Annotated in this window: 13 protein-coding genes; 3 read left to right on the top strand and 10 right to left on the bottom strand. The window is 72.5% G+C overall.

Features of this window, described 5'->3' with window-relative positions; genetic code table 11:
• Nucleotides 1–184: 184 nt before the first annotated feature.
• Genes AB0A63_RS11235 through AB0A63_RS11225 form a run of 3 tightly spaced genes read right to left on the bottom strand, consistent with a single transcriptional unit; the run spans nucleotide 185 to nucleotide 3,268 of the window.
• On the bottom strand, nucleotides 185–814 hold the full coding sequence (locus AB0A63_RS11235) for a response regulator transcription factor (RefSeq protein WP_360388493.1): 630 nt from the start codon (nucleotides 812–814) through the stop codon (nucleotides 185–187).
• Nucleotides 811–2,103: a sensor histidine kinase gene (locus AB0A63_RS11230; RefSeq protein WP_360388490.1), complete on the bottom strand. Its 1,293-nt coding sequence runs from the start codon at nucleotides 2,101–2,103 to the stop codon at nucleotides 811–813. Before AB0A63_RS11230 ends, AB0A63_RS11235 begins: the two co-directional genes overlap by 4 nt.
• Before the next feature lie 34 nt (nucleotides 2,104–2,137).
• Nucleotides 2,138–3,268 (bottom strand): acyltransferase, encoded by a 1,131-nt coding sequence (locus AB0A63_RS11225; protein WP_360388487.1) that lies wholly within the window; start codon nucleotides 3,266–3,268, stop codon nucleotides 2,138–2,140.
• Nucleotides 3,269–3,554: 286 nt separating this feature from the next.
• On the opposite strand from AB0A63_RS11225, the gene AB0A63_RS11220 reads away from it, so the two are divergent.
• Together AB0A63_RS11220 and AB0A63_RS11215 are read left to right on the top strand one after the other, a co-directional pair.
• On the top strand, nucleotides 3,555–3,881 hold the full coding sequence (locus AB0A63_RS11220; RefSeq protein ID WP_360388485.1) for a hypothetical protein: 327 nt from the start codon (nucleotides 3,555–3,557) through the stop codon (nucleotides 3,879–3,881).
• Nucleotides 3,878–7,564 (top strand): tetratricopeptide repeat protein, encoded by a 3,687-nt coding sequence (locus AB0A63_RS11215; RefSeq protein ID WP_360388482.1) that lies wholly within the window; start codon nucleotides 3,878–3,880, stop codon nucleotides 7,562–7,564. Before AB0A63_RS11220 ends, AB0A63_RS11215 begins: the two co-directional genes overlap by 4 nt.
• 97 nt (nucleotides 7,565–7,661) lie before the next feature.
• On the opposite strand, the gene AB0A63_RS11210 is transcribed toward AB0A63_RS11215, so the two are convergent.
• Together AB0A63_RS11210 and AB0A63_RS11205 are read right to left on the bottom strand one after the other, a co-directional pair.
• Nucleotides 7,662–8,219 carry a hypothetical protein gene (locus tag AB0A63_RS11210; protein WP_360388479.1) on the bottom strand — a complete coding sequence of 186 codons (558 nt, stop codon included), beginning with the start codon at nucleotides 8,217–8,219 and terminating at the stop codon, nucleotides 7,662–7,664.
• Nucleotides 8,220–8,227: 8 nt separating this feature from the next.
• Nucleotides 8,228–8,860, bottom strand: a complete 633-nt coding sequence (locus AB0A63_RS11205; protein WP_360389843.1) for a DUF998 domain-containing protein — start codon at nucleotides 8,858–8,860, stop codon at nucleotides 8,228–8,230.
• Nucleotides 8,861–8,883: 23 nt separating this feature from the next.
• On the opposite strand from AB0A63_RS11205, the gene AB0A63_RS11200 reads away from it, so the two are divergent.
• Nucleotides 8,884–9,669 (top strand): alpha/beta fold hydrolase, encoded by a 786-nt coding sequence (locus tag AB0A63_RS11200; protein WP_360388476.1) that lies wholly within the window; start codon nucleotides 8,884–8,886, stop codon nucleotides 9,667–9,669.
• A gap of 55 nt (nucleotides 9,670–9,724) precedes the next feature.
• Here the strand turns inward: AB0A63_RS11200 and AB0A63_RS11195 are convergent, their stop codons facing one another.
• The 5 genes from AB0A63_RS11195 to AB0A63_RS11175 all read right to left on the bottom strand — a co-directional run bounded on the left by AB0A63_RS11195 (nucleotide 9,725) and on the right by AB0A63_RS11175 (nucleotide 20,763).
• On the bottom strand, nucleotides 9,725–10,678 hold the full coding sequence (locus AB0A63_RS11195) for a cation diffusion facilitator family transporter (protein ID WP_360388474.1): 954 nt from the start codon (nucleotides 10,676–10,678) through the stop codon (nucleotides 9,725–9,727).
• A 1-nt stretch (nucleotide 10,679) separates the two neighbouring features.
• Complete coding sequence (locus tag AB0A63_RS11190; RefSeq protein WP_360388471.1) at nucleotides 10,680–11,411, bottom strand: transporter substrate-binding domain-containing protein; 732 nt, start codon at nucleotides 11,409–11,411, stop codon at nucleotides 10,680–10,682.
• 161 nt (nucleotides 11,412–11,572) lie between these two features.
• The gene (locus AB0A63_RS11185) at nucleotides 11,573–12,490 is read right to left on the bottom strand and encodes a hypothetical protein (RefSeq protein ID WP_360388468.1); all 918 of its coding nucleotides are present in this window, start codon (nucleotides 12,488–12,490) and stop codon (nucleotides 11,573–11,575) included.
• Complete coding sequence (locus AB0A63_RS11180) at nucleotides 12,487–12,942, bottom strand: hypothetical protein (RefSeq protein ID WP_360388465.1); 456 nt, start codon at nucleotides 12,940–12,942, stop codon at nucleotides 12,487–12,489. The genes AB0A63_RS11185 and AB0A63_RS11180 overlap by 4 nt, the downstream gene beginning before the upstream one ends.
• Nucleotides 12,943–12,954: 12 nt before the next feature.
• On the bottom strand, nucleotides 12,955–20,763 hold the full coding sequence (locus AB0A63_RS11175) for an RHS repeat-associated core domain-containing protein (protein WP_360388463.1): 7,809 nt from the start codon (nucleotides 20,761–20,763) through the stop codon (nucleotides 12,955–12,957).
• Between the last annotated feature and the right edge of the window lie 38 nt (nucleotides 20,764–20,801).

Raw genomic sequence — 20,801 nt, 5'->3', positions numbered from 1 at the left:
TCACGCTGTGACCGGTCTGGTGGCCGAGCTCGGCGTCGAGGACCCCAGCAGCTCGTCACCCTCGCCGACGGCGCGATCAGCCGCACCATGGTCCTCAACGACCCCGGTTGCGGGCGGCACGCTCGTGCCGCCCCGGAGGTCCTCCTCGACCACGTACCACGCGGCGGGCGGAGGTGAGCGGCCGTCAGTCCTGCGGCGTCAGGTAGCCGCGGGAGAACGCGACGGCCACGGCGGCCGCCCGGTCGTTGACGCCCAGCTTCGCGTACACGTGCAGCAGGTGCGTCTTCACGGTCGTCTCGCTGATGAAGAGCCGCTTCGCTGCCTCGCGGTTCGTCGAGCCGCGCGCGATCAGCTCCAGCACCTCCAGCTCGCGCTGCGACAACGGTGCCGGAGCCGGTCTGCGCACCTGCCCCACGAGCCGGGTCGCCACGGCGGGGGAGAGCACCGCCTGCCCGCGTGCGGCGGCTTCCACCGCGCGGACGAGCTCCTCCCTCGGCGCCTCCTTGAGCAGGTAGCCGGTGGCGCCGGCCTCGATCGCGGCCAGCACGTGGCTGTCCGTGTCGTACGTGGTCAGCACCAGCACCCGGGACGGCACCCCGCGCTTGGCCAGCTCCCGGATGGCGGCGACCCCGTCCGTCCCGGGCATCCGCAGGTCCATGAGGATCACGTCGGGCCGCAGGCGTTCCCCGGCCGCGATCGCCTCCGCACCGTCACCGGCCTCGCCGACCACCTCGAAGCGCGGGTCGGAACCGAACATGCCGCGCAGCCCGTCGCGCACCACGGGGTGGTCGTCGACGATCAGCAGCGAGATCACCGCACACCTCCCGCAGGGATCGCCGGCACCGCCACGGTGATCGCGGTGCCCCCGCCCGGCTCGGACTCGACGTCCAGCCGCCCCGCGAGCAGCTGCACGCGCTGCCGCATGCCGGCGAGCCCGAAACCGCCGTCCGCGGAACCGCCCGTGCGCTGGGCGTCCGGTGCGAACCCCACCCCGTCGTCCAGCACGTCGAGCGTCACCAGGTCCTCCATGTACGACAGGGTCAGGGCCACCCGGCCGGCCCGCGCGTGCTTCGCGACGTTCGCCAGGGCCTCCTGGGCGGTCCGCAGCAGCGCCACCTCGACGTCGGTGTGCATCGGCCGGGCCTCACCGGTCGTGGTCAGCACCGCCTCCACCCGGTTCACCCGCGACCAGCGCCGGGCCACGTCGCCGATGGCGTCCGGGAGGCGCGTCCGCTCCAGCGCGGCCGGCTCCACCGCGTGCACCGTCCGCCGGGCCTCGGTGAGGCTCTCGCGGGCCAGTTCCACCGCGTTCGCCACGTGCCGGCGCGACACCACCGGTTCGTCCGCGGCCTGCTCGGCTGCCTGCAGCTGGGTGAGGATGCCCGCGAGGCCCTGGGCGAGGGTGTCGTGGATCTCCCGCGCCATCCGCTGCCGTTCGTCGAGCACACCGGCTTCGCGCGCCTGCGCCAGCAGCTGGGCGTGCAGGCCCGCGTTCTCCGCCAGCGCGGTCTCCAGCTCGGCGTTCGCCCTGTGCAGCTCCACCAGCGCCCGCTTCTGCCGGTGGTTGCGCCGGTCGGACATCACGTCGGCGGAGAAGGCCGCCGTGGCCAGCACCGCCGTGACCGCGCTGACCGCGGGCCACTTCCACCACTCGTCAGCACTGATGCCGTCCGCCCCGCCCACGTAGGAGATCGCGCAGACCGCGGCCGTGACGACCACGCCGGCGTAACGCCACCGGCCCTTGAGGTACTGGAACGCGTGCACGTAGCCGATGAAGGCGAAGAAGCCGAACCACGGCGTGACCAGCACCAGGCAGGCGGTCAACGCCACGAGCCCCGCGTAGTACCAGGCCATCCGCGCGCTGTCGCCGTGCCACTGCGGGTGCGAGGTGTGGAACCACACCACCCACGCGGTGAGCACGGCCGAAAGCACCAGCACCTCCGGCAGGTGCAGGGGAGCGCCCCAGAGCGGTTGCAGCAGCGTGAACACGACGCTGACCACCAGCAACGGGTACGGGAGCAGCTGCAGGACCGCGGTCTCCCTGCGCTCCCAGCGGTCGAACTCCTCGCGCAACTCGGCCTCGACCCCCACCCCGGGAATCATCGCACGACCGTTCCCGGGGCGAGGGGAGCCGTTGCTAGACAACCGCACGCACAGCGCGCACCCGGCGCAACCCCCCCGAGACCGCCCAGCTCGCGGTCGCGGCGATCACCAGTGCCAGCAGGAACTTCGGCACGGGCGCCGCGTCGAGTGGCTGCAAGACCGCCACGACACCGACGATGACGGGCGCGTGCACGAGGTACACGGCGAAGGCGTTGTCGGCGAGGTACCGGCTGAACCGCGACGAGCCGGCGGCGAACCGGGCGAACACCCGCAGCAGCACCAGGACGACGCCGACCGCGAACGCCGACTCCCACAGCGCCAGTGCCAGGTGCGGGAGGTCGTACCCGGCCAGCTCGCCGGCCGCCACGAACCCCCGGTACCCGCCCAGCGCCAGCGGCACGAACGACGTGACCACCAGGACCACGCCGAACCAGCCCGTCCGCTGCGGCAGCGACTCCAGCCACCGGCGCCGGTACGCCACGACACCGGCGAAGAAGAGCAGCACGTACTGCGGCAGGTAGGAAGGGCTGGGTAGCCCGAGCACCGGCTCGTCCGTGCCGAGCGGGACGAGGATGCGCCAGCCGTACGTGGCCACGGCGAGCACGAGCGTGAAGACGAGCAGATCCCGTCGCCGCAACGGTTGTGACCGCACCGGCGCAGCGGTCCCGCGCAGGTGCAGGAACAGCGCGTACCCGAGCGAGAAGATCAGCAGCACCTCCAGGAACCAGGCGGGCCCGACCTCCCAGGCCGTGAAGTAGTAGGCCACGAACGACGGCCGGGTGCCGGCCGGCAGGGCGAGGTAGGTCGGCAGGTCGAACAACGGGCGCAGCAGCACCACGAACGCGAGCAGCGGAATCCCGAGCCGCCTCAGCCGCTCGACCGCGAACGCGCGTGGCCCCCTGCGGTCGGCCGCACCGGGCGCGAAGCACCCGGACAGCAGGAAGAAGAACCCCATGAAGAACGACTGGTTGACCACGAGCAGCAGCGTCAACGGCACCGCTTCGGCCTCCGACGCCGGCGGTTGCCAGTTCGGCCAGACGTCGATGGTGCTGTAGGGCGCCGCGCAGTGGTGCACGACCACGAGGAACGTCAGGAAGATCCGGAGGTTGTCGAGGTAGCGGATGCGTGCCGGACGAGAGGTGCGGACGACGTCGGACAATGCCATGCGGACAGCCTGCCGCCGCCGCCCGCGCACCGGATCGACCACGCGGACGCGGATCACGGCGGGCGCGGTGGACCCCGTCCATCCTCCGATCGGAGGATGGACGCCGTCAGCACGGCAGGGTTCGACGCTCCTCATCGGACAGCCGCAGCGCACAGGCCAACGCCGGGCACACCTGTGCTGACGGCGTCGCCACCGGTCCCTGCTCGAGACCCGCGGGTGGTTTCATCGACGTCGGAGATGTCACACCGGAGCCCGGTCCGCCGATGTCTTCCAGGGGAGGTCGATCATGGCGAGGGATGCGAGGCGCCGGCCGCTGGCCGGTGGGATCGTCGTGGGGATGTTGTTGCTGCCCAGCGCGGTCAACATCGCCACGGGGGCGTTGCCCGACACCTGGGCCCGGTTCGCCTGGGTGGGCGTGCCGGTCGCGGTCGTGCTGACCGCGGTCCTGGTGGTGCTGGAAAGACGCGCCCGCGCCGAGGCCGCCCCGGAGGAGCCGCGCGGCGGCAACCAGTACTACGTCACCGGCCCCCAGAGCACGCAGATCAACTCCCCGCAGGGCACGGTCAACGTCCAGTACGGCACGCAGCAGCAGCCCGAGCGCCGGGAACCATGACCGGCGACCAGCACTTCGTCACCGGGTCCGGCAGCGTCCAGATCAACCACCCGCAGGGGCCGGTCACCGTGACCGGAACGCCGCCGGCGCACCGGCTCGAGCCGTTCTCGTTCGTCCCCGCGGTGGACCCCGCGCGGCTGGCCCACCAGCCCAGCCGGCTGCTCGACGCGCGCAGCCAGGTCGTGCCGTTCAGCGGGCGCGACGACGAGCTCGCCGCGCTGGCGAGGTGGAGGGACACCGCGGTCGCGCCGATGTCCGCCCTGCTCGTGCACGGCCCCGGCGGACAGGGCAAGACGCGGCTGGCCGCGCGGTTCGCCGAGGTGTCCGCCTCCGCCGGCTGGGAGGTGGCGCTGGCCCGTCACGCGTCCGAGGCGGCTTGGTCCGGCGCGACGTTCGAGCCGCGTTCGCCCGGCGGTCTGCTGGTGGTCGTGGACTACGCCGACCGGTGGCCGCACCTGGAGCTCGTCGCGCTCCTGCGGGAGCTGGGGCAGGTGGGCAGACCCGTGCGGGTGCTGCTCGTCGGCCGGACGGTGCAGTGGTGGCCCGCTCTGCGCGGTGAGCTGCGGGAGATCGGTGCCGACGTCGGCGACCTCCTGCTGCCGGACTTCGCCGACGGCACTGACGACCGCGAACGCGCCTTCGCCGCCGCCCGCGACCGGTTCGCGGCCGTGCTCGGGGTGTCGGCGCCCGTCGACGAGGTCGCGCGCGGCCTGGACGGCGACGAGTTCGGGCAGGTCCTGACCATCCACATGGCCGCCCTCGTCACGGCCCTGCGCGCGCGGCACCCCGGTGGGCCGGTGCCCGACGGCGTCGAGGGCATCGCCGCGTACCTCCTCGATCGGGAACGCATGGGGTGGGAACGCCTGCAACCGCGTCCGGGGTTCAGGACGACGTCGGCCGACATGGCCCGCGCCGTGTTCACCTCCGTGCTCAGCGACAGCATGTCCCACCGCGACGGCCTCGCCCGGCTCACCCGCCTGCGGCTCGAACCCGCCCAGCAGGTCCTCGACGACCACCGGTTCTGCTACCCGCCGCACGACCGCTCCCGGGTGCTGCAACCGCTCCAGCCGGACCGCCTGGCCGAGGACTTCGTCGCACTCATGCTGCCGGGGCACGACATCACCGGCTACGACCCGGACCCGTGGGCCGGTGACGTGCCCGGCGTGCTGCTCGGTGTCGACGAACCGGACGCGGCGGTGCCGTCGACGGTGGCCAGGACGATCACGGTGCTCGCCTCGGCCGCCGGCCGGTGGCCGCACGTGGGCCGGCAGCTCGGCGCGCTGCTGGGCGAACGCCCCCAGGTCGCCGTCCACGCCGACAGCGCGGCGCTGATCGCGTTGGCCGAGGCCAGGCACGTCGACACGGATGTGCTGCTCGCCGTCGAGGTCCACCTGCCCGATGATCGCCAAGTCGACCTCGACGAGGGCGCCGCCGCGGTCACCGAGCGGCTCGTGCGCGAGCGGGTGACCGACACCGCCCGGCTCCAGGACGTCGCGTCCTGGTGCTCCCGGCTCGGGACCCGCCTGGGGCACGCCGGTCGCAAGCAGGAGGCGGTCCGGTACGGCCTCCAGGCGCTCGCGGCGCTGAGCCGGCTCGAAGAGCTCGACCCGCGGACCTACGGGGTCGACGTCGCGCTGTGCCTGATGCGCGTCGGCGCCCACCTGTCGGACCTCGGCCGGCACGACACCGCGGTCGGCTTCACCGGTCGCGCGGTCGAGCTGCTGCGCGCCAAGACCGAGGACTCGGCCCGCGCCGGCCTGGCACTGGCCCTGTCGAACTACGGCAACCAGCTGCAGAACGTCGGCCAACGAGGGAACGCCGTCGCCGCCGCGGAGGAGTCCGTTGCGCTGCACCGGGTTCTGGAGGGCACCGCCGCCGCGGACCCGCCGATGTTCGCGTTCGCGCTCACCGCTCTCGGCACGAGGCTCATGGCCGTCGGCGAGGACGAAGCGGCGCTGCGGGCGCTCGGCGAGAGCGTGGAGAGGTACCGGAGCCTGGTGGACTCGGCCCCGAAAGCGCACCTGCCCGGCCTCGCACGGGCGTTGACGAACCTCGGCACCGCCTGCTTCCGGCTCGGACGTTCGGCTGAAGCACTCGAAGCCTCCGCGGAGGCCGTGGACATCCGGCGTGACCTCGTCGCGGTGAACCGAGAGGCCTACGCGCCCGATCTGGCGCTGTCGCTGATGAACCACGCGGGCCGGCTCTGCGACGTCGGCCGGGACGCGGAAGCCACGGCCACCGCGGACGAAGCCGTGGCCTCGGCCAGGAAACTCGCCCAAGCCGACCCCGTGCGCCACACAGCCCTGCTCGCCGCAACGCTGTCGAGCCGCGGCAGCGTCTACGCGCAGGTCGACCGCGACCGCGCGGTGGACTCGTTGCGTGAAGCGGTCGCGTTGTACGAACGCCTGGTGGTGAACAACGAAAGCCATCGATCCATGTTGGACACAGCCCTGCGCAACCTGCGAATCCTCGATTCCACACCGGCGGCCGGTGCCTCCCGGACACCGCAGCCGGAGACCGTCGAGTTGTTCAACCGCGGTGTGCTGCTGGAGAAAGCCGGTCGCACGACCGAAGCGGAACACTGCTACCTCGGAGCCGCCGACGCGGGTCTCGCCGAGGCGATGTTCAACCTCGGTCATCTGTACCGCGCCGACGGTCGGCCTGCGGACGCCGAGTGCTGGTTCACCGCCGCCGTCACCGCGGGCATGACCTCGGCGTGCTTCAACCTCGGCGCGCTGTGCCTGCAACAGGGGCGCCGGGACGAGGCCCGCCGGTGGTTCCACGCCGGCGCCGACGCGGGCATGGCGATCGCCATGACGGTGCTGGGAAGCATGTACCGCGACGACGGCGCACCGGCCGAGGCCGAGCGCTGGTTCATCGCGGCCACCGAACGCGGCGAACCGGAGGGCCACTACCGGTTCGGCCTGACCCTGGCGGAACAGGGCCGGCACGCGGAAGCCGCCGTCCAGCTCGCCAAGGCGGCCGAGGCGGGCCACGCCGACGCCGCCAAGGAGCTCGCTGACCACCAGATGCGGCACAACCAGACGCACCAGGCCCACAGGTGGTGGCGCATCGCCCGCGCCGGAAGAGCTCCCGCGCCACCGCCACCGACCGCCGCACCGCAGTCGGACCACCCCCTGGTGCAGGCGGCCCTCGACCGCGACATCCCGACGCACGTCGTCTCCCCGGCCGGTAGCGTGTCCGTGGCGGCGGAGCTGCGCGAAGCCCACGTGAGGCAGCTCCTCGACGCCGGACGGCTCGACGACGCCATCGACACCTACCTGGGCGCCGCACGGGACGCCGAGGCGCTGCTGGCCCACAGCCCCACCGGCTCCGACCTGACCTACAGCCTGCTCAGGCAGCGGGCCGTCGACCTCTCCAGGGCGGCAGCCCTCCAGCAGACCGCGGGCCGCACCACCGAAGCACTCGCTGCGAGCCAGACGGCGGTCACCGCACTCGGTGAGCTCGCGGCCCGCTCCGGTGACACGGCCACCCACGCCCGAGCCCAGCGGATCTTCGCCGCAATCCGCGCCGACGCGCGCACCGAGCTGGACCGGGCCGTCGTCGAGGTCGAGGAGGCCATCGCGACGTTCTCCCAGCTCGGCGGAGCGGACTACGCGGAGGGTGAGCTCCGGTTGTGCCGGATCGTCCTGAGCGCACTGCGGTCAGGACCGCGGAACTAGGGCCTGTGTCGAGGTCCGTGTTCGCGACAGCCGGGCCTGAGGCCGCCAGGAACCACCTCAGGCGCGACTCTCATCGAACGGGACCTCGACACAGGCCCTAGTCGTCGAGGCACCGGCCGTGGGGCAGGAGCCCTCCCAGGAAGCTCCCGCCCCCTCCACCCGGCACGCTCGTGACGTACCCGACGAGGCAGGCGTTCTCCGCGACGGGCACCGCGTAGAGCAGGGCCCCGGAAGGCGCGGGGTCGTCCGGGCGGGCGATGCGCACCACGCTGTTCACGAACCCGGCCCGTTCCAGGGCCGTGCGGCGGCGATCCGCGTCGTCGGTGGCCGGTGGACGCCTGGAGGGCACGACGCACCTGTCGTTCGGCGCGGAACTGCAGCGCGAGTCGACCGACATGGCGCGCTGAACGTTGTTGTAGACCTGTTCAGCGGCGGTGCGCTGCGCGGAGGTGAGGGGCGTGCGCCGGGCGATGTCGGCCGCGACCCGCCCGCAGTGGTCGTCCTTCTCGTCCTGCGCCGTGATGCACGAGACCGAGGTCCCCGACGACGAACCCATCGGCCGGTGCCGGGTGCTCAGCCACCACGCGCCTGCGAGCAGGCAGACCGCGAGCGCGAAGCAGACGACCAGCATGGCCTGGCGGCGCCGTGATGGCATGACCCGTGTCACCGCGGCTCGCGCGGCGGGGCAGCCGGCCCGGTGCGAGCCCACCGGGCCGACGCCCGTGCCCCGAGCAGCAGTCCTGTCGCGACGGTCAGCAGCTGCACGCGCTGCACCAGACCGGCACCGGGGTGGTTGACCAGCACCGCGGACAGCACCCCCGTCACGGCCAGCAGCACCGCCACCACCCAGGCGCTCCACCACCGTGTGCTCCGTGCGAAACCCACGGCGGCAACCAGTGCGCTGAGGAACGTCAGCACGCTCGTCACCTGGTGCAACTGATGTCCGAGCGACACCGACCCGCTGCTCTCCCGGGCGCGGCACACCATGTCCACGCTCGGCGCGCAGTCCAGGGCGAGCGCGGTGTCGGCGAGGGTCGCGCCCGCGAAGACGAGCACAGCGGCGACGACCAGTCGTCCGCGCATCCCGCGGGCGGCGAGCAGCAGGCAGCAGGCGGCCAGCGAGTCGGTGACGCGGAACAGCCACCGGTACGGCTGGTCGTCGGCGAGCAGCTCGCTCACGTAGCTGTCCACTGAGGACAACCCGGTCGGCAGGACCAGCTCCAGCAGCCAGCACGAGTACAGGACCGCGGCAGTGACCAACCACCCGTGCGGCCGGCGGGACAACGGTTCCCGCATCACGCCCGCCTCATCCTTGCGCCATGCTGTGTCCCGTGGCCAACGTCGTGGGATCGACCCTGCACCTGCTGGTGGACGGACCGGCGGACGCGCCGCCGGTGGTGCTCACCTCGGGCCTGGCCGGCGCTGTCGCCGACTGGGACGTCGTGACCCGCCTGCTCACCCCGTCCGCGCGGGTGCTGCGCTTCGACCGGCCCGGCACCGGCGCGAGCACCCCGTCGCCCGAACCACCGTCGGCCCGGCGCGAGGTGGCGGTGCTGGACGCGGTCCTCGACGTCGCCGGAGCCCCGGCCGTGCTGGTCGGGCACTCGCTCGCCGGTCTGCACGTGGAGGCGTACGCGCGGTTGCGCCCCGAACGCGTGCGCGGCGCGGTGCTCGTGGACCCCAGCCTCGTCCCGCCCGGAGTCGGCCGCCCGTTCGACCTCTCCGCCGTGTTCGCGCAGGCCCTGCTCCGGGTGGGTGCCGCAGGACCGGCCGCACGCTGCGCCGGTCCGCTGCTCCGGCTCTTCGGCAGGCCACCGGCCACCGCCGCCGTGGTCGAAGAGCTCGCCGGTTATCCCGCTTTGGTTGCGGAGGTGGACGCGTTGCGCACGCACCCGTTGCCGGATGTGCCGTGGCAGGTGCTCACGGCGGGAGGGACGCTGGGCGGTGCGAGGTCGGCGTTGCACATCCTCACCGCCCACGGATCGATGGCCTCCCTTTCCGCTCATGGCCTTCATCGCATCGTGCCAGAAGCGTCGCACATGGTGCAGTTGGACGATCCCGGTGCGGTGGCCGATGCGGTGCGGCGCTGCCTCTCGTCGTCCTGACAGTTCCCGGCCGCGTGTTCAAGATCGGCGTTGCACGCGGCGAGCGGATGCCGGGTCACCGGCGGATCTCGCGCACGGGCATGACGGCGATGTCGTGCATGCGCCAGTCGGCGTCGCGCAGCCGGTGGCTGAGCCGGTCGAGCCGTTCGACGAGGTCGTCGGTGCCGGGCCGGGGTACGACGAGCATCTCGCCGACGAACACGTGGCCTTCTTCCCGCAGCCGGATCCAGGCGTCGGTGACCCAGGGCTGGTCCAGGGCGAGTGCGGTGAGCTGAGCGGGCAGGGGGTGCGGTTGGTCGTCGGTGACGGTGCGGGGCCGGCGGTCCATCAGGTCGGCGACGGCGGTGCGGGTGGTGCGCAGGCCGTCGCGGACGATGTCGGCGGAGATGATGATCGCGGCGACGGCGTCGGCCCACCACAGCCCGGCGCCGATGCCGAGGATGCCGAGGACGGCGGCGCCGGCGGTGAGCCAGTCCGCGCGGTTCATCTCCGCGTCGGCGTGCAGGACCTTGTCGTGCAGTTGTGCGGCCAGCTTCGTCTTGGCGCGGCCGAGCAGGATCGCGGGGACCATGGTGGCCAGCAGGACGGCGATCATCGGCCACCCCAGCCACACCGCGTGGTCGAAGACCTCGATCAACCCGATCGGCGGGCGCTCGCCCTGCACGAGCCGCAGCACGGACTCGACGAGGATGTAGCCGCCGAGGATCAGCAGTGCCAAGGCGGAGGCCAGGAACGCGATGGCCACCGAGCGGTGATGCCCATAGGGGTGTTCCTCGTCGACGGGCCGGTTGCGGTAGCGATCGGCGACCAGGAACGCGATGGGCGGCGCGAGAGCGAGGATGTCCTCCACCCAGGCCGCCTTCATGGCCTGCGACTGGCCCAGCACGACGGCCAGCACGGTGATGGCCACGACGAAGAACGCGACCGTCCACCACTCCAGGCGCACGGCCCGGCGGTGCAGCGCCGCCTTGTCGGGCGGAAGCTCGAAGCTGTCGTGGATCGCGGCCATGTCACGCCCCCTCACGGCGGGCGTCGAGCAGCAGCCGGCGCACCTCGTCGGGCTTCAGGTCCAGCAGGAACCGCTCGACCGTGCTCTGCCAGGCGTTCTCTCCGGCGGGCACCGCCATGACGTGATCGGCACTGGACAGGTGGATGCCGGAGTCGGTCAGGCCGGCCGCGTCCACCCGCCAGTCCGGGACGACCGCGGCACCGCCGGGGCGTTCGGGAACGTCGGCGACGGGGACGGCGGTCGCGTCTTCGTCGGACAGCAGCGCGGCCTCGGCGCTGCCTTCCCGCACCAGCACCCGTTGCCCGGTGATGTCAGCCGCTGCTCCCGCGGGCACGGCGACGACCATGTCCGTGGTGAGGTAGTCGGTGGTCAGTGCGACGTCCTTCTCCCAGGGCGACTCGGCGTCCAGCCCCGCGACGACGAGGTCGAGGCTGCGTTCGGACAGCGCGGTCATGAGCTCGGCCTCACCGCCGGACACCCACTGCACGCGCGCGCCCAGGCTGTCGGCCAAGCGCTGCACCAGGACCGTCTCGGCACCGCCCGGTGCCTGGTTCCCGTCCGTGATCGTCCACGGCGGGCGGTGCGCGACCCCGACCCGGAGCGTGCCCTCCCGCACCCGGTCCAAGGTGCCGTCGGCGTCGCGCGGCCACTGGCAACCGCCCACCGACACCAGGACCAGGACCACCGCGGCCGCTCGTTGCCACACGTGTCGAGCCAGTGCAACCGATGCCATGCGGGTGATGTTGCCCAAGACCACCCCGTTCAACCATCGGATGATCCACTCAGGAACGCCTTGCACAGGCGCAACCGGGATGAAACGCCCGAAAGCGGTGTCTTCTCACCGCGGCCACCGGAACGGCACCGCTCGCGCGGGGGAGAACGCGAGGACCGGGGTCAGGCGGGCACCCGGTAGTACCCGCCCGCCGTGGTCAGCAGGTACGGGTGCAGCGCGTCCGAGGCCAGGCGGGACTGTGCGCGGGCGAAGCCGTCCTCGAAGGACGACTGGAACGCCATGAACACCACACCGGTCTCGGCAGGGGTCTCCTGGTAGATCCACGACCGGCGCAGCATGCGCGGCGCCGGGGTGTCCCCGGTGCGCGGGTTCATGGCGCGCACGTGCGAGTTCAGCGGGATCGCCACACCGTCCGGGTCGCCGGCGTAGTCGGGGACGCGGCCGGGCGGGGTGCCGTCGAGCCAGGTGCCGTCCGGGTGGCGGCCGATGATCCTGGCCTGCGCCTCGGCGCTGTCGGCGTCCCACAGCGGGTGGGCCAGCCGGATGACGCGCAGCGCGGCGAGGGTGTCGCCGTCGGGCAGCAGCACCGACTGCTCGTTGGTCTGCCCCTCGACGAAGCCGAACGGGTTGCGCTGCAGGGGTTTGCCGTCCAGCGGCGGGGCGACGTCGCGGTGGACCGGCACCGTCCACACCGGCGTGAGGCCGGGCAGCTCGGCGAGCACCTCGGCCAGCCGGTCCGCGCAGTCGTCCCGGTCGTCCCCCTCGACCTGGACGAACGCGTCGGTGCGGGACCGGTCGCGGTCCAGGGTCTCGCCGGGGAAGTCGGGCATCACGGGCACGTCCGCGAGCGTCGGGCCGAGGCCGACCATCACGTCGTCGCCGCGCACGCCGAGCAGCCGCGCCCTGGCGTCCGTCCCCCGTGCCCGCAGCAGGGCCAGCGCCCCGGCCGGACGCGGGGTGCGCAGCACCGGGTGGGTGCCGGGCGGGTCGGTGCCCGGTGTGCCGCAGCCGGACAGGCCCAGGCACGCCAGCAGCGTGCCGAGGCCGGCGCCGACCAGCAGGTCGCGGCGGTCGATCACCGGGCGACCGCGACCACGAGGTCGTCGAACGAGGGGTCGTCGTAGCCGTCGCTGCACCGCAGCACCGCCCCGTCGCCGGTCTCCTCCACGACGATCCCCGCGTTGCCGACCCACGCCTGGTCGACGCCGGTGTCGTCGACCCAGGTGTTCCACATCCGCACCAGCAGCGCCCCGCGCCCTGACCGGCGCACGGTCAGCTCGACCAGCGGCGGTGCGGTGTCGGTCCACAGCACCACCTCGGCGAGCCGCTGGCCGTTGACCTCCAGCACCCCGCCCCTGGCCTTGACCACCAGACCCTCCCGCCGGTCCCGGCGGGCGCCGGTGAACGCGATCCGCAGGGTCTGGCCGTCGGCGGGGTCGGGCAGCTCGTAGGTCATCGTCACGCGCTGCCCGGCCACGTCGAGGGGCGCACCCCGCCCCTCGGCGAACAACTCGCCCAGCTTCTTGGCCATCACAGTCCCTCGTCAGTACCCGGGGTGCCGGAACGGGTCCCTGGCCGCGTGGTCCTGCGGCCAGCGCGGCACGACCCGCTTGCCGCCGTCGCGCATGGGGATCGGCTCGTGGGACAGCTCCATCGACTCCATGCCGCCCTTGTCGGGATTGTAGCGAGTGGGCGGTTGCCCGGACCGCATCCTGGCGAGGTCGGCGTCGGACCACTGCCGGCTCGCGCTGGGGTGCTCCGCGGCGTTCTTCCAGTACCGCGACCGCACGGTCGACCAGGCCGGGTCGTTGCCCGCCGCGGTCTTGGAGTAGATGTCCTGACCGCGCTGCCAGCCCTTCCCGTTCGCCGCCTTCCACCCGTTCTGGATGTCGCGCATGTCCGCGGCCTTCGACAGCCACTTGCCGATCCCGGCGCCGAGCATCCCGCCGAGGCAGCCGGCCGCGGCGGCACCGCCGACGCCGCCCCAGCCCCAGTCGACCTTGCGCCCGGACAGGCGCTGCCCGGCGTAGTCCATCGCCGCGTCCATCGCGGCCCCGCCGAGGCAGCCGAGCAGCAGCGGGTTGGTGCCGTTCGGGTCGGTGGCGTTGGCCGGCGAGTTGCCGACGTAGGCGTAGAGGTTGCCGCCGCCCTGGTAGCCGATCGGGTCCTCGGAGATGAACCGGCCCAGCGCGGGGCTGTAGTAGCGCTCGCGGTACTGGAGCAGGCCGGTGCCGTCGTCCTGCCGCCCGGTGAACGACAGGTCCGAGCCGCGGGCGTCACCGGTGGTGGCCGGCACGCCGAACGGGTCGTAGGACTGGGTCGCGGCCAGTGTCCCGTCCGCTCGCCCGAGCGCCAGCGGCGACCCGAGCCCGTCGGTCAGGACGCTGTCGGTGATGCCCGCCTGGGCCCGCCCCGCCCACTTGTCGGTGCCCATGGCGAGCAGCCCGGCCGACAACGTGCCCGCGGCGTCGAGCTCGGCCGCGGCGTTGGCGCCGTCGTAGACGAACCGGGTGGTGGCCGAGCCGACCGTGCGGGTGTCCCGGACCCCGGTGGGGCCGTAGACGTTGGTGCTGGTCAGCCCGGACCGGCTGGTGCCGGTCAGCTCGCCGCGCGCGTTCCACGTGTAGGTGGTGGTGCCGTCGGAGAGCAGGTTGCCGTCGTTGTCGTAGGTCAGCGCCGTGCCACCGGCGGAGACCAGCCGGTTGCCGTTGTCGTAGGCCAGGTCCGACCTGGCGGCCGGCAGCGCCACGTTCGCGAGCGAGCCGGTGACCGAGGTCCGCCTGCTCACCGCGTCGTAGGTGTAGCCGAGGTCGCCCTTGGCGGTGCCGTTGTGGCTGTAGGCGATGCCGGTGACCTGCCCGATCGCGTCCCGGGTGAAGGCCTGCCGCCAGCCGCCGGGCAACGCGACCGCACTGGCCCGCCCGGCCGCGTCCCGCGTCACGGTGACCGTGTCGCCACCGCGGGTCGCGCCGGTGAGCTGGTCGGCGTTGTCGTAGGTGTAGGTGGTGGCGGGCAGCCCCGGCACCGTGACACCGGTCGTGCGGCCGAGGACGTCGTAGGTGTAGCCGACCGTGCCGTTGGGTCCGGTGGTGGTGGCGAGCCGGTCGAACGAGTCCCAGGTCTGGCTGGTGGTGCCGCCCGCCGTGTCGGTGAGCGTGGTGAGCCGGTCCAGGGCGTCGTAGCCGTAGGTGATCTTCGACTGCTGCGTGCCGGCGCCGGTCACCCCGTACCTGATGCTGACCGGCCGGTTGAGCTGGTCGTAGGTCATCTCGGTGCGCAGCCCGGCGCGGCTGACCGTCGCGGTGACCCGGCCGGTGCCGTCGTAGGTGGTGGTGTCGGTGCGGTTGAACGGGTCGACGCGGGTGACCGCCCTGTCGGCCTTGTCGTAGGTCCACGAGGTCGTCTTGCCACGCGGGTCGGTGTAGGCGGTCCGGTTGCCGTTGGCGTCGTAGGTGAACGTGCTGACGCCGCCGAGCGCGTCGGTGACCTTCACCGGGTTGTTCAGCGCGTCGTAGGCGACGAGCTTGCGCGCTCCCGCCGCGTCGGTCCACAGCACCGGCCGGCCGGCCGCGTCGTGGAAGGTCGTCGCGGTGCGGCCGAGCGCGTCGCGCACCCCGGTCAGCGTGCCGGACTCCCAGGTGAACGTGGTGGTCGCGCCCGCGGGGTCGCGCAGGGTCGCGACCTGCCCCGCCGACGTGCGGGTGGTGGTCGTGGTGCGGCCGAGCGGGTCGGTCGCGGTGAGCAGGTTGCCCTTCGCGTCGTAGGTGAAGGTGCTGGTGCGCCCGGCCGCGTCCTTGGTGGTCGTCGGCTGGTCGTACGGCCCCCAGGTGGCCTCGGCCGAGGTGTACTCGCCCGCGGTGTCCGCGAGGCCGGTCGCCTTCACCACCCGGTCCGCGGCGTCGTAGGTGTACTCGGCGCGCCGGCCGTACGGGTCGACCACGGCGTCGAGCCGGTTGCCTGCACCGCGTTCGTAGGTGGTGGTCCGCGCCAGCGACGTGCCGAAGGCGGTGGTGTCGGTGGCGACCATCCCGGTGGCGGTGAAGGTCACCCGCCGCACCGACCCGTTCGGCTGGGTCACCCTGGTCTCGGTGACCTGGTTCTGCGCGTCGAGGGTGTAGGCGAAGGTGAAGGAGCCGCCGTCGGCGATGTCCTGCCGCGACACCCTGCCGTTCGCGTCGTAGGCGACGCTCAGGTAGGTGTTGCCGCGCCCGTCGGTGATGCCGGTGACCCGGTTCGCGGTGTCGTAGGTGTAGGTGGTGACCTTGCCCGCCGGGTCGGTGACGGTCGCGAGCCGGCCCGCCGTGTCGTAGGTGTAGCCGACCTGGCGGCCGATGTTGTCGCTGGCCCTGATCACGCGGGCCGAGGCGTCGTACTCCAGCCCGATCCAGCGGCCGTTGGGCGAGACGATCTGGGTGACCTCGCCGTTGGCGCCGCTCGGCCGCACGAACGTGACCTCGTTGCCGTTGCGGTCACGCATGGCACGCGGCCTGCTGTACCAGGGGAAGAACCACTTGGTGCCGTCCCGCAGGGTCAGCACCCAGTCGCCGTTCTCCTGCGCGATGGTGGAGCCGGTGTAGCGGCCGGGGGAGCCGACCGCGGCGAACACCGCGTCGCCGTAGCCGGTGCCGGGCGAGGTGCGGACGTAGTGCGCGCGCCCGCCGCCCGGGGTGTAGAGGTCGACCTCCTGGTACTGCTGTTCGGAGGCCAGGTACATGTTGTGGTCGGCGCCGGAGTTCAGCCCGAAGTCGCGGCTGTGGTTGTCGCCCTGCCAGTACTGCCGGTTCAGCGCGATCGGCACCGTGTCGTCGAGGCCGAGATCGGTGTGGGTGTCGGTCAGCAGACCGGTGGACAGGTCGACCGGGTCACCGGAGAGCTTGTCGAGCAGGTCCTGCCACCACGGCTTGTCCGGCTTCGGGTTGCCGCCGGTGTTGAACATCGCGCCGTCGAGGGTCCACAGCTTGGTCTTCTCGTCCGGGATCACCCGGCTGGCGTCCGCGTTGACCTTGCCGTGGCCGTAGACGTACCACTGCTTCTCGGCCGGGTCGTAGTTCCAGAAGTCGACAACGGTGCCGGCGGGCAGCTTGGTGTAGTTCGGGTACACCACGCTCGCGCCGTCCGGGAAGATCGTCGCCCCGCCCGGCTGGACGGTGAAGAACGTCGGCACGATTCCGTTGCGCGGCAACGGGTAGGGCGGCCGGTCGATCGGGATGGCGGTGATGCCCAGCTCCGTGACGACCTTGCCGTCCATGTCGCGCACGACGGTGCCGGCCGGGATGTGGACCTCGAGGCCGGGGATGGCCGGCGTGGTCAGGACCGTGTCCTTCGTGGTCGGCGCGGCGAGCTCGACCGTGTGCGCCATGTCCAGCTTGGGCAGCCACACCGGCGCGTCCAGCGGCGTCGTCGTGCCCCGCTCGACCCTGGCGTGGATGCGGAACGTGCCGTACCTGCTCTTGCCGGTGGCCGCCGCGTACCCGTCGACCACGATCATGGTCGCGTTGGCGCGGACACCGGACAGCAGGAACCGGCCGCTCGCGTCGGTGGTGGTGCGGATCGAGTCGACGCGCACCGGGATGCCGGCCAGCGGCCTGCCGTCGAGCCCGAGCACGTGCCCGCTGATCGCGGTGACGCCCTTGGGCGCGGTCAGGTCGGTCACCGGTGTGGCCGGGCCGCGCCGCGTCAGCCAGTCACGGCCGTCGAGGTTGCCCGCGTCCGGCGTCCAGGCCGCGTCGAGCCGGTCGTCGCGGACCAGCGTCGCGGCGTTCGGGGAGGCCGGGTCGGGGTCGACCCGCAGCGAGTCGTCCCGCAGCCGTGCCGGCAGGAGCTGGGGCTTGGTCCTGGTCTCGTGCTTCGGTTCGGCGACGGCCGTGGCCACCGGAGCCTGCTCGGTCCGCTCGTTCTGCTTGGCCTGCTCGGCCGGTGGTGCGACCGCCGCGGCGAGGGCGGTGGCGGTCCGCGCGGTGAAGGTCGTGGCGCCTGTGTTGATGCCGTAGGGGCCGAACCACACCTTGTACGTGCCGGTCTGCGGCAACGTGCGCCCGGTGACCTCGGTGTTCATGTACTGGTCGGTCAACCGCTGTCCGTCCGGCGCGATGATCTGCCAGGCCGCGCCGCAGCAGCCCAGCGAGCCGGAGGTGTTGCTGGACCCGATGGTCACGGCCTGGCCGGCCGTGCCGGAGAAGGTGACGAAGGCGTCCTGGCCGGGGTTGGTGACCGTGACGGTCTTCGCGGTGCCGTCGAGGGTGATCGTGCCCGCGTCGAGGTCGGCCGGGACGGTCCACGCCTTGAAGGTCGTCGAGCCGGTGTTGGTGCCGTACGGCCCGAAGGAGATCTTGTAGGTCCCGGTCTGCGTCAACGTCTTGGTGTCGACGGTGGAGTTCATGTACTCGTCGGACATGCGGGTGCCGTCCGGGGCGAACACCTGCCACGCGGCGCCACAGCAACCCAGGTTGGCCGACGTGTCGGTGGACTGGAAGATCACTCGCTGGCCCGTGGTGCCGGAGAAGGTGACGTAGCCGTCCTGGCCCGGGTTGGTGATGGAGATGGTCTTGCCCGTGCCGTCGAGGGTGATCGTGCCCGCGTTGACGTCCGCCGGGACGGTCCACGCCTTGAACGTGGTCGAGCCGGTGTTGGTGCCGTAGGGGCCGAAGGAGATCTTGTAGGTTCCGGTCTGCGGCAACGTCTTCGTGTCCACCGTGGAGTTCATGTACTCGTCCGACATGCGGGTGCCGTCCGGGGCGAACACCTGCCACGCGGCGCCGCAGCAGCCCAGGTTCGCGGACGTGTCGAGGGACTGGAAGATCACGCGCTGCCCGGCGGTGCCGGAGAAGGTGACGTAGCCGTCCTGGCCGGGGCTGGCGATCGAGATGGTCTTGCCGGTGCCGTCGAGCGTGAGGGTGCCGGCGTTGAGGTCGGCGGGCACGGTCCACGCTTTGAACGTGGTGGAGCCGGTGTTGGCGGCGTAGGGGCCGAAGGAGATCTTGTAGGTTCCGGTCTGCGTCAACGTCTTGGTGTCGACGGTGGAGTTCATGTACTCGTCGGAGATCCGCGTGCCGTCGGGTGCGAAGACCTGCCAGGCGGCGCCGCAGCAGCCCAGGTTGGCCGACGTGTCGAGGGACTGGAAGATCACCCGCTGACCCGCGGTCGCGGAGAAGGTGACGTAACCGTCCTGGCCCGGGTTCGTGATCGAGACGGTCTTGCCGGTGCCGTCGAGCGTCAGGGTGCCGGCGTTGAGGTCCGCGGGCACGGTCCACGCCTTGAACGTCGTGGAGCCGGTGTTGGTGCCGCGCGGGCCGAACCAGATCTTGTACGTGCCGGTCTGGGGCAGCGTGCGCGTGTCCACAGTGGAGTTCATGTACTCGTCGGACAAACGCGTGCCGTCCGGCGCGATCACCTGCCAGGTCGCGCCGCAGCAGCCCAGGTTGGCGGACGTGTCGAGGGACTGGAACAGCACGCGCTGACCCGTCGTGGCCGAGAACGTGACGTAGGCGTCCTGGCCGGCGCTGGAGATCGTGACGGTCTTGGCCGTGCCGTCGAGGGTCAGGGTGCCCGCGTTGAGGTCGGCGGGCACCGTCCACGCGGTGAACGTGACCGAGCCGATCAGCACCGACGACGGGTCGGCCACGATCCGGTAGGTGCCGGTCTGGGGGAGCGTGATCGTGTCGAGGGTGTCGTTGGCGTACTTCGTGTCACCGACGCGGGTGCCGTCCGGTGCGACGAGCCACCAGTACAGGCCGCAGCAGCCGAACTGCGACGACGCGTTCGTGGACTGGACGGTGACCCGGTTCCCGGCCGTGCCGGCGAAGGTCGTGTACGCGTTCTGGCCGGGTTTGGTGAAGGTGACGGTCTTCGCGGTGCCGTCGAGCGGCTGGGTGCCCGCGTTGAGGTCCGCCGGGACCGACCACGCGCTGACCGTGACCGACCCGGTGTTGGCGCCACCCGGATCGAGGAAGACGCGGTAGGTGCCGGTCTGCGGCAGGGTGGTCGTGTCGAGGGTGTCGTTGGGGTACTTGGTGTCGCCGACGCGGGTGCCGTCCGGTGCGACGAGCCACCAGTACAGGCCGCAGCAGCCGAACTGCGACGACGCGTTGGTGGTCTGGATGATGACGCGGCCGCCCGCCGTGCCGGAGAAGGTCGTGTAGGCGTTCTGGCCGGGGTTGGCGACCGTCACCGTCTTCGCGGTGCCGGACAGGGACTGCGCGCCGGCGTTGAGGTCGGCCGGCACCTTCCGCACGGTCACCGTGGTGGTGCCGGCGGTGTCGGTGTCGTTGCGCAGGAAGATCGTGCGCAGCCCGGGACCGCTCGTGGGGCCGGTGTCGATCCAGCCGCCGGTGCCGACGCAGCTGCCGGTGGCGGTCTGCCGGTTGCGCTCGTCGTGGACGCGGGCGTACAGGCCGCAGGAGCCGAAGGTGCCGTCGCTCAGCGAGAAGGCGAACCGGTCCCCGTCGGCGGCTGAGAAGTACCGCACCGCCCACTTGCGCGCCGCCACCGGCACCTGGGTCGCGGTGCCCGCGGTGATGGCCGCGGCGGTGTCGATGCTCGCCGGGTCGATGCCGGTGGGCGGCACGACCAGCACGGCCGAGCTGGTGCCGGTGCCGGCCGGGGTGCTGAGCGACACGGTGCCGGTCGCGGCGCCCGGCGGAATCCGGACGGTGAGGGAGCCGCCGGAGCGTGCGGTGACCGCGGCCAGCATCCCGTTGACCCGCACCAGGTTGTTGGCGAACTCGGGGTCGGAGTTGGTCGTGGTGACGGTGACGGTCGACCCGGCGGCGGCGATCTTCGGCGTGACGTCGGTGACGGTCGGCTTGTCGTTGCGGACGACGGTGACCACCGGGCCGGTGCCGGTGCCGGCCGACGTGGTCACGGTGACCGCGCCGGTCGTCGCCGACGTCGGCACGGTGACCGTCAGCCGGTCGGCGGCGGCCGTCTTGACCGTCGCCGTGACACCGTTGACCTTCACGGTGTTGGCCGTCGCGGTGGTGCCGAAGCCCTTGCCGGACACCACCATCGCGTCGCCGGGACGCACGATGCCGGGCACGGTCGACAGGACCGCGACGGCCGGCGTGCCGAGCCGCTCGACCGACAACGGGTTGCCCGCCGGGTCGTAGGTGTACCGCGCGACCGAGCCGTCGGCGCCGACCATGCCGGCGATCCGTCCGAGCGCGTCGTACGCGTAGGTCGCGGGACCGGGTGGTGGGTCGACGAGGGGTGCCGCCGCGCGGGGTGCCGCCACCTCCGTCCTGGCCGGCAGGTCGCGGGGAGCGGCCGCTACCGGCACGCCGGTGGCCGTGACCGCCGAGGAGACCACCGCCACCACCGACACCAGGACCGAGTACTGCCGCAGCCTCGTGTGCACGTCGTCTCCTCGACCGCTCGGCGCGGGGTCTGCCGACT

Origin of the sequence: Lentzea sp. NPDC042327 (genome assembly GCF_040647275.1) — a bacterium.
Classification (GTDB): domain Bacteria; phylum Actinomycetota; class Actinomycetes; order Mycobacteriales; family Pseudonocardiaceae; genus Lentzea.
This window is presented reverse-complemented; position numbering and strand designations above follow the sequence as displayed.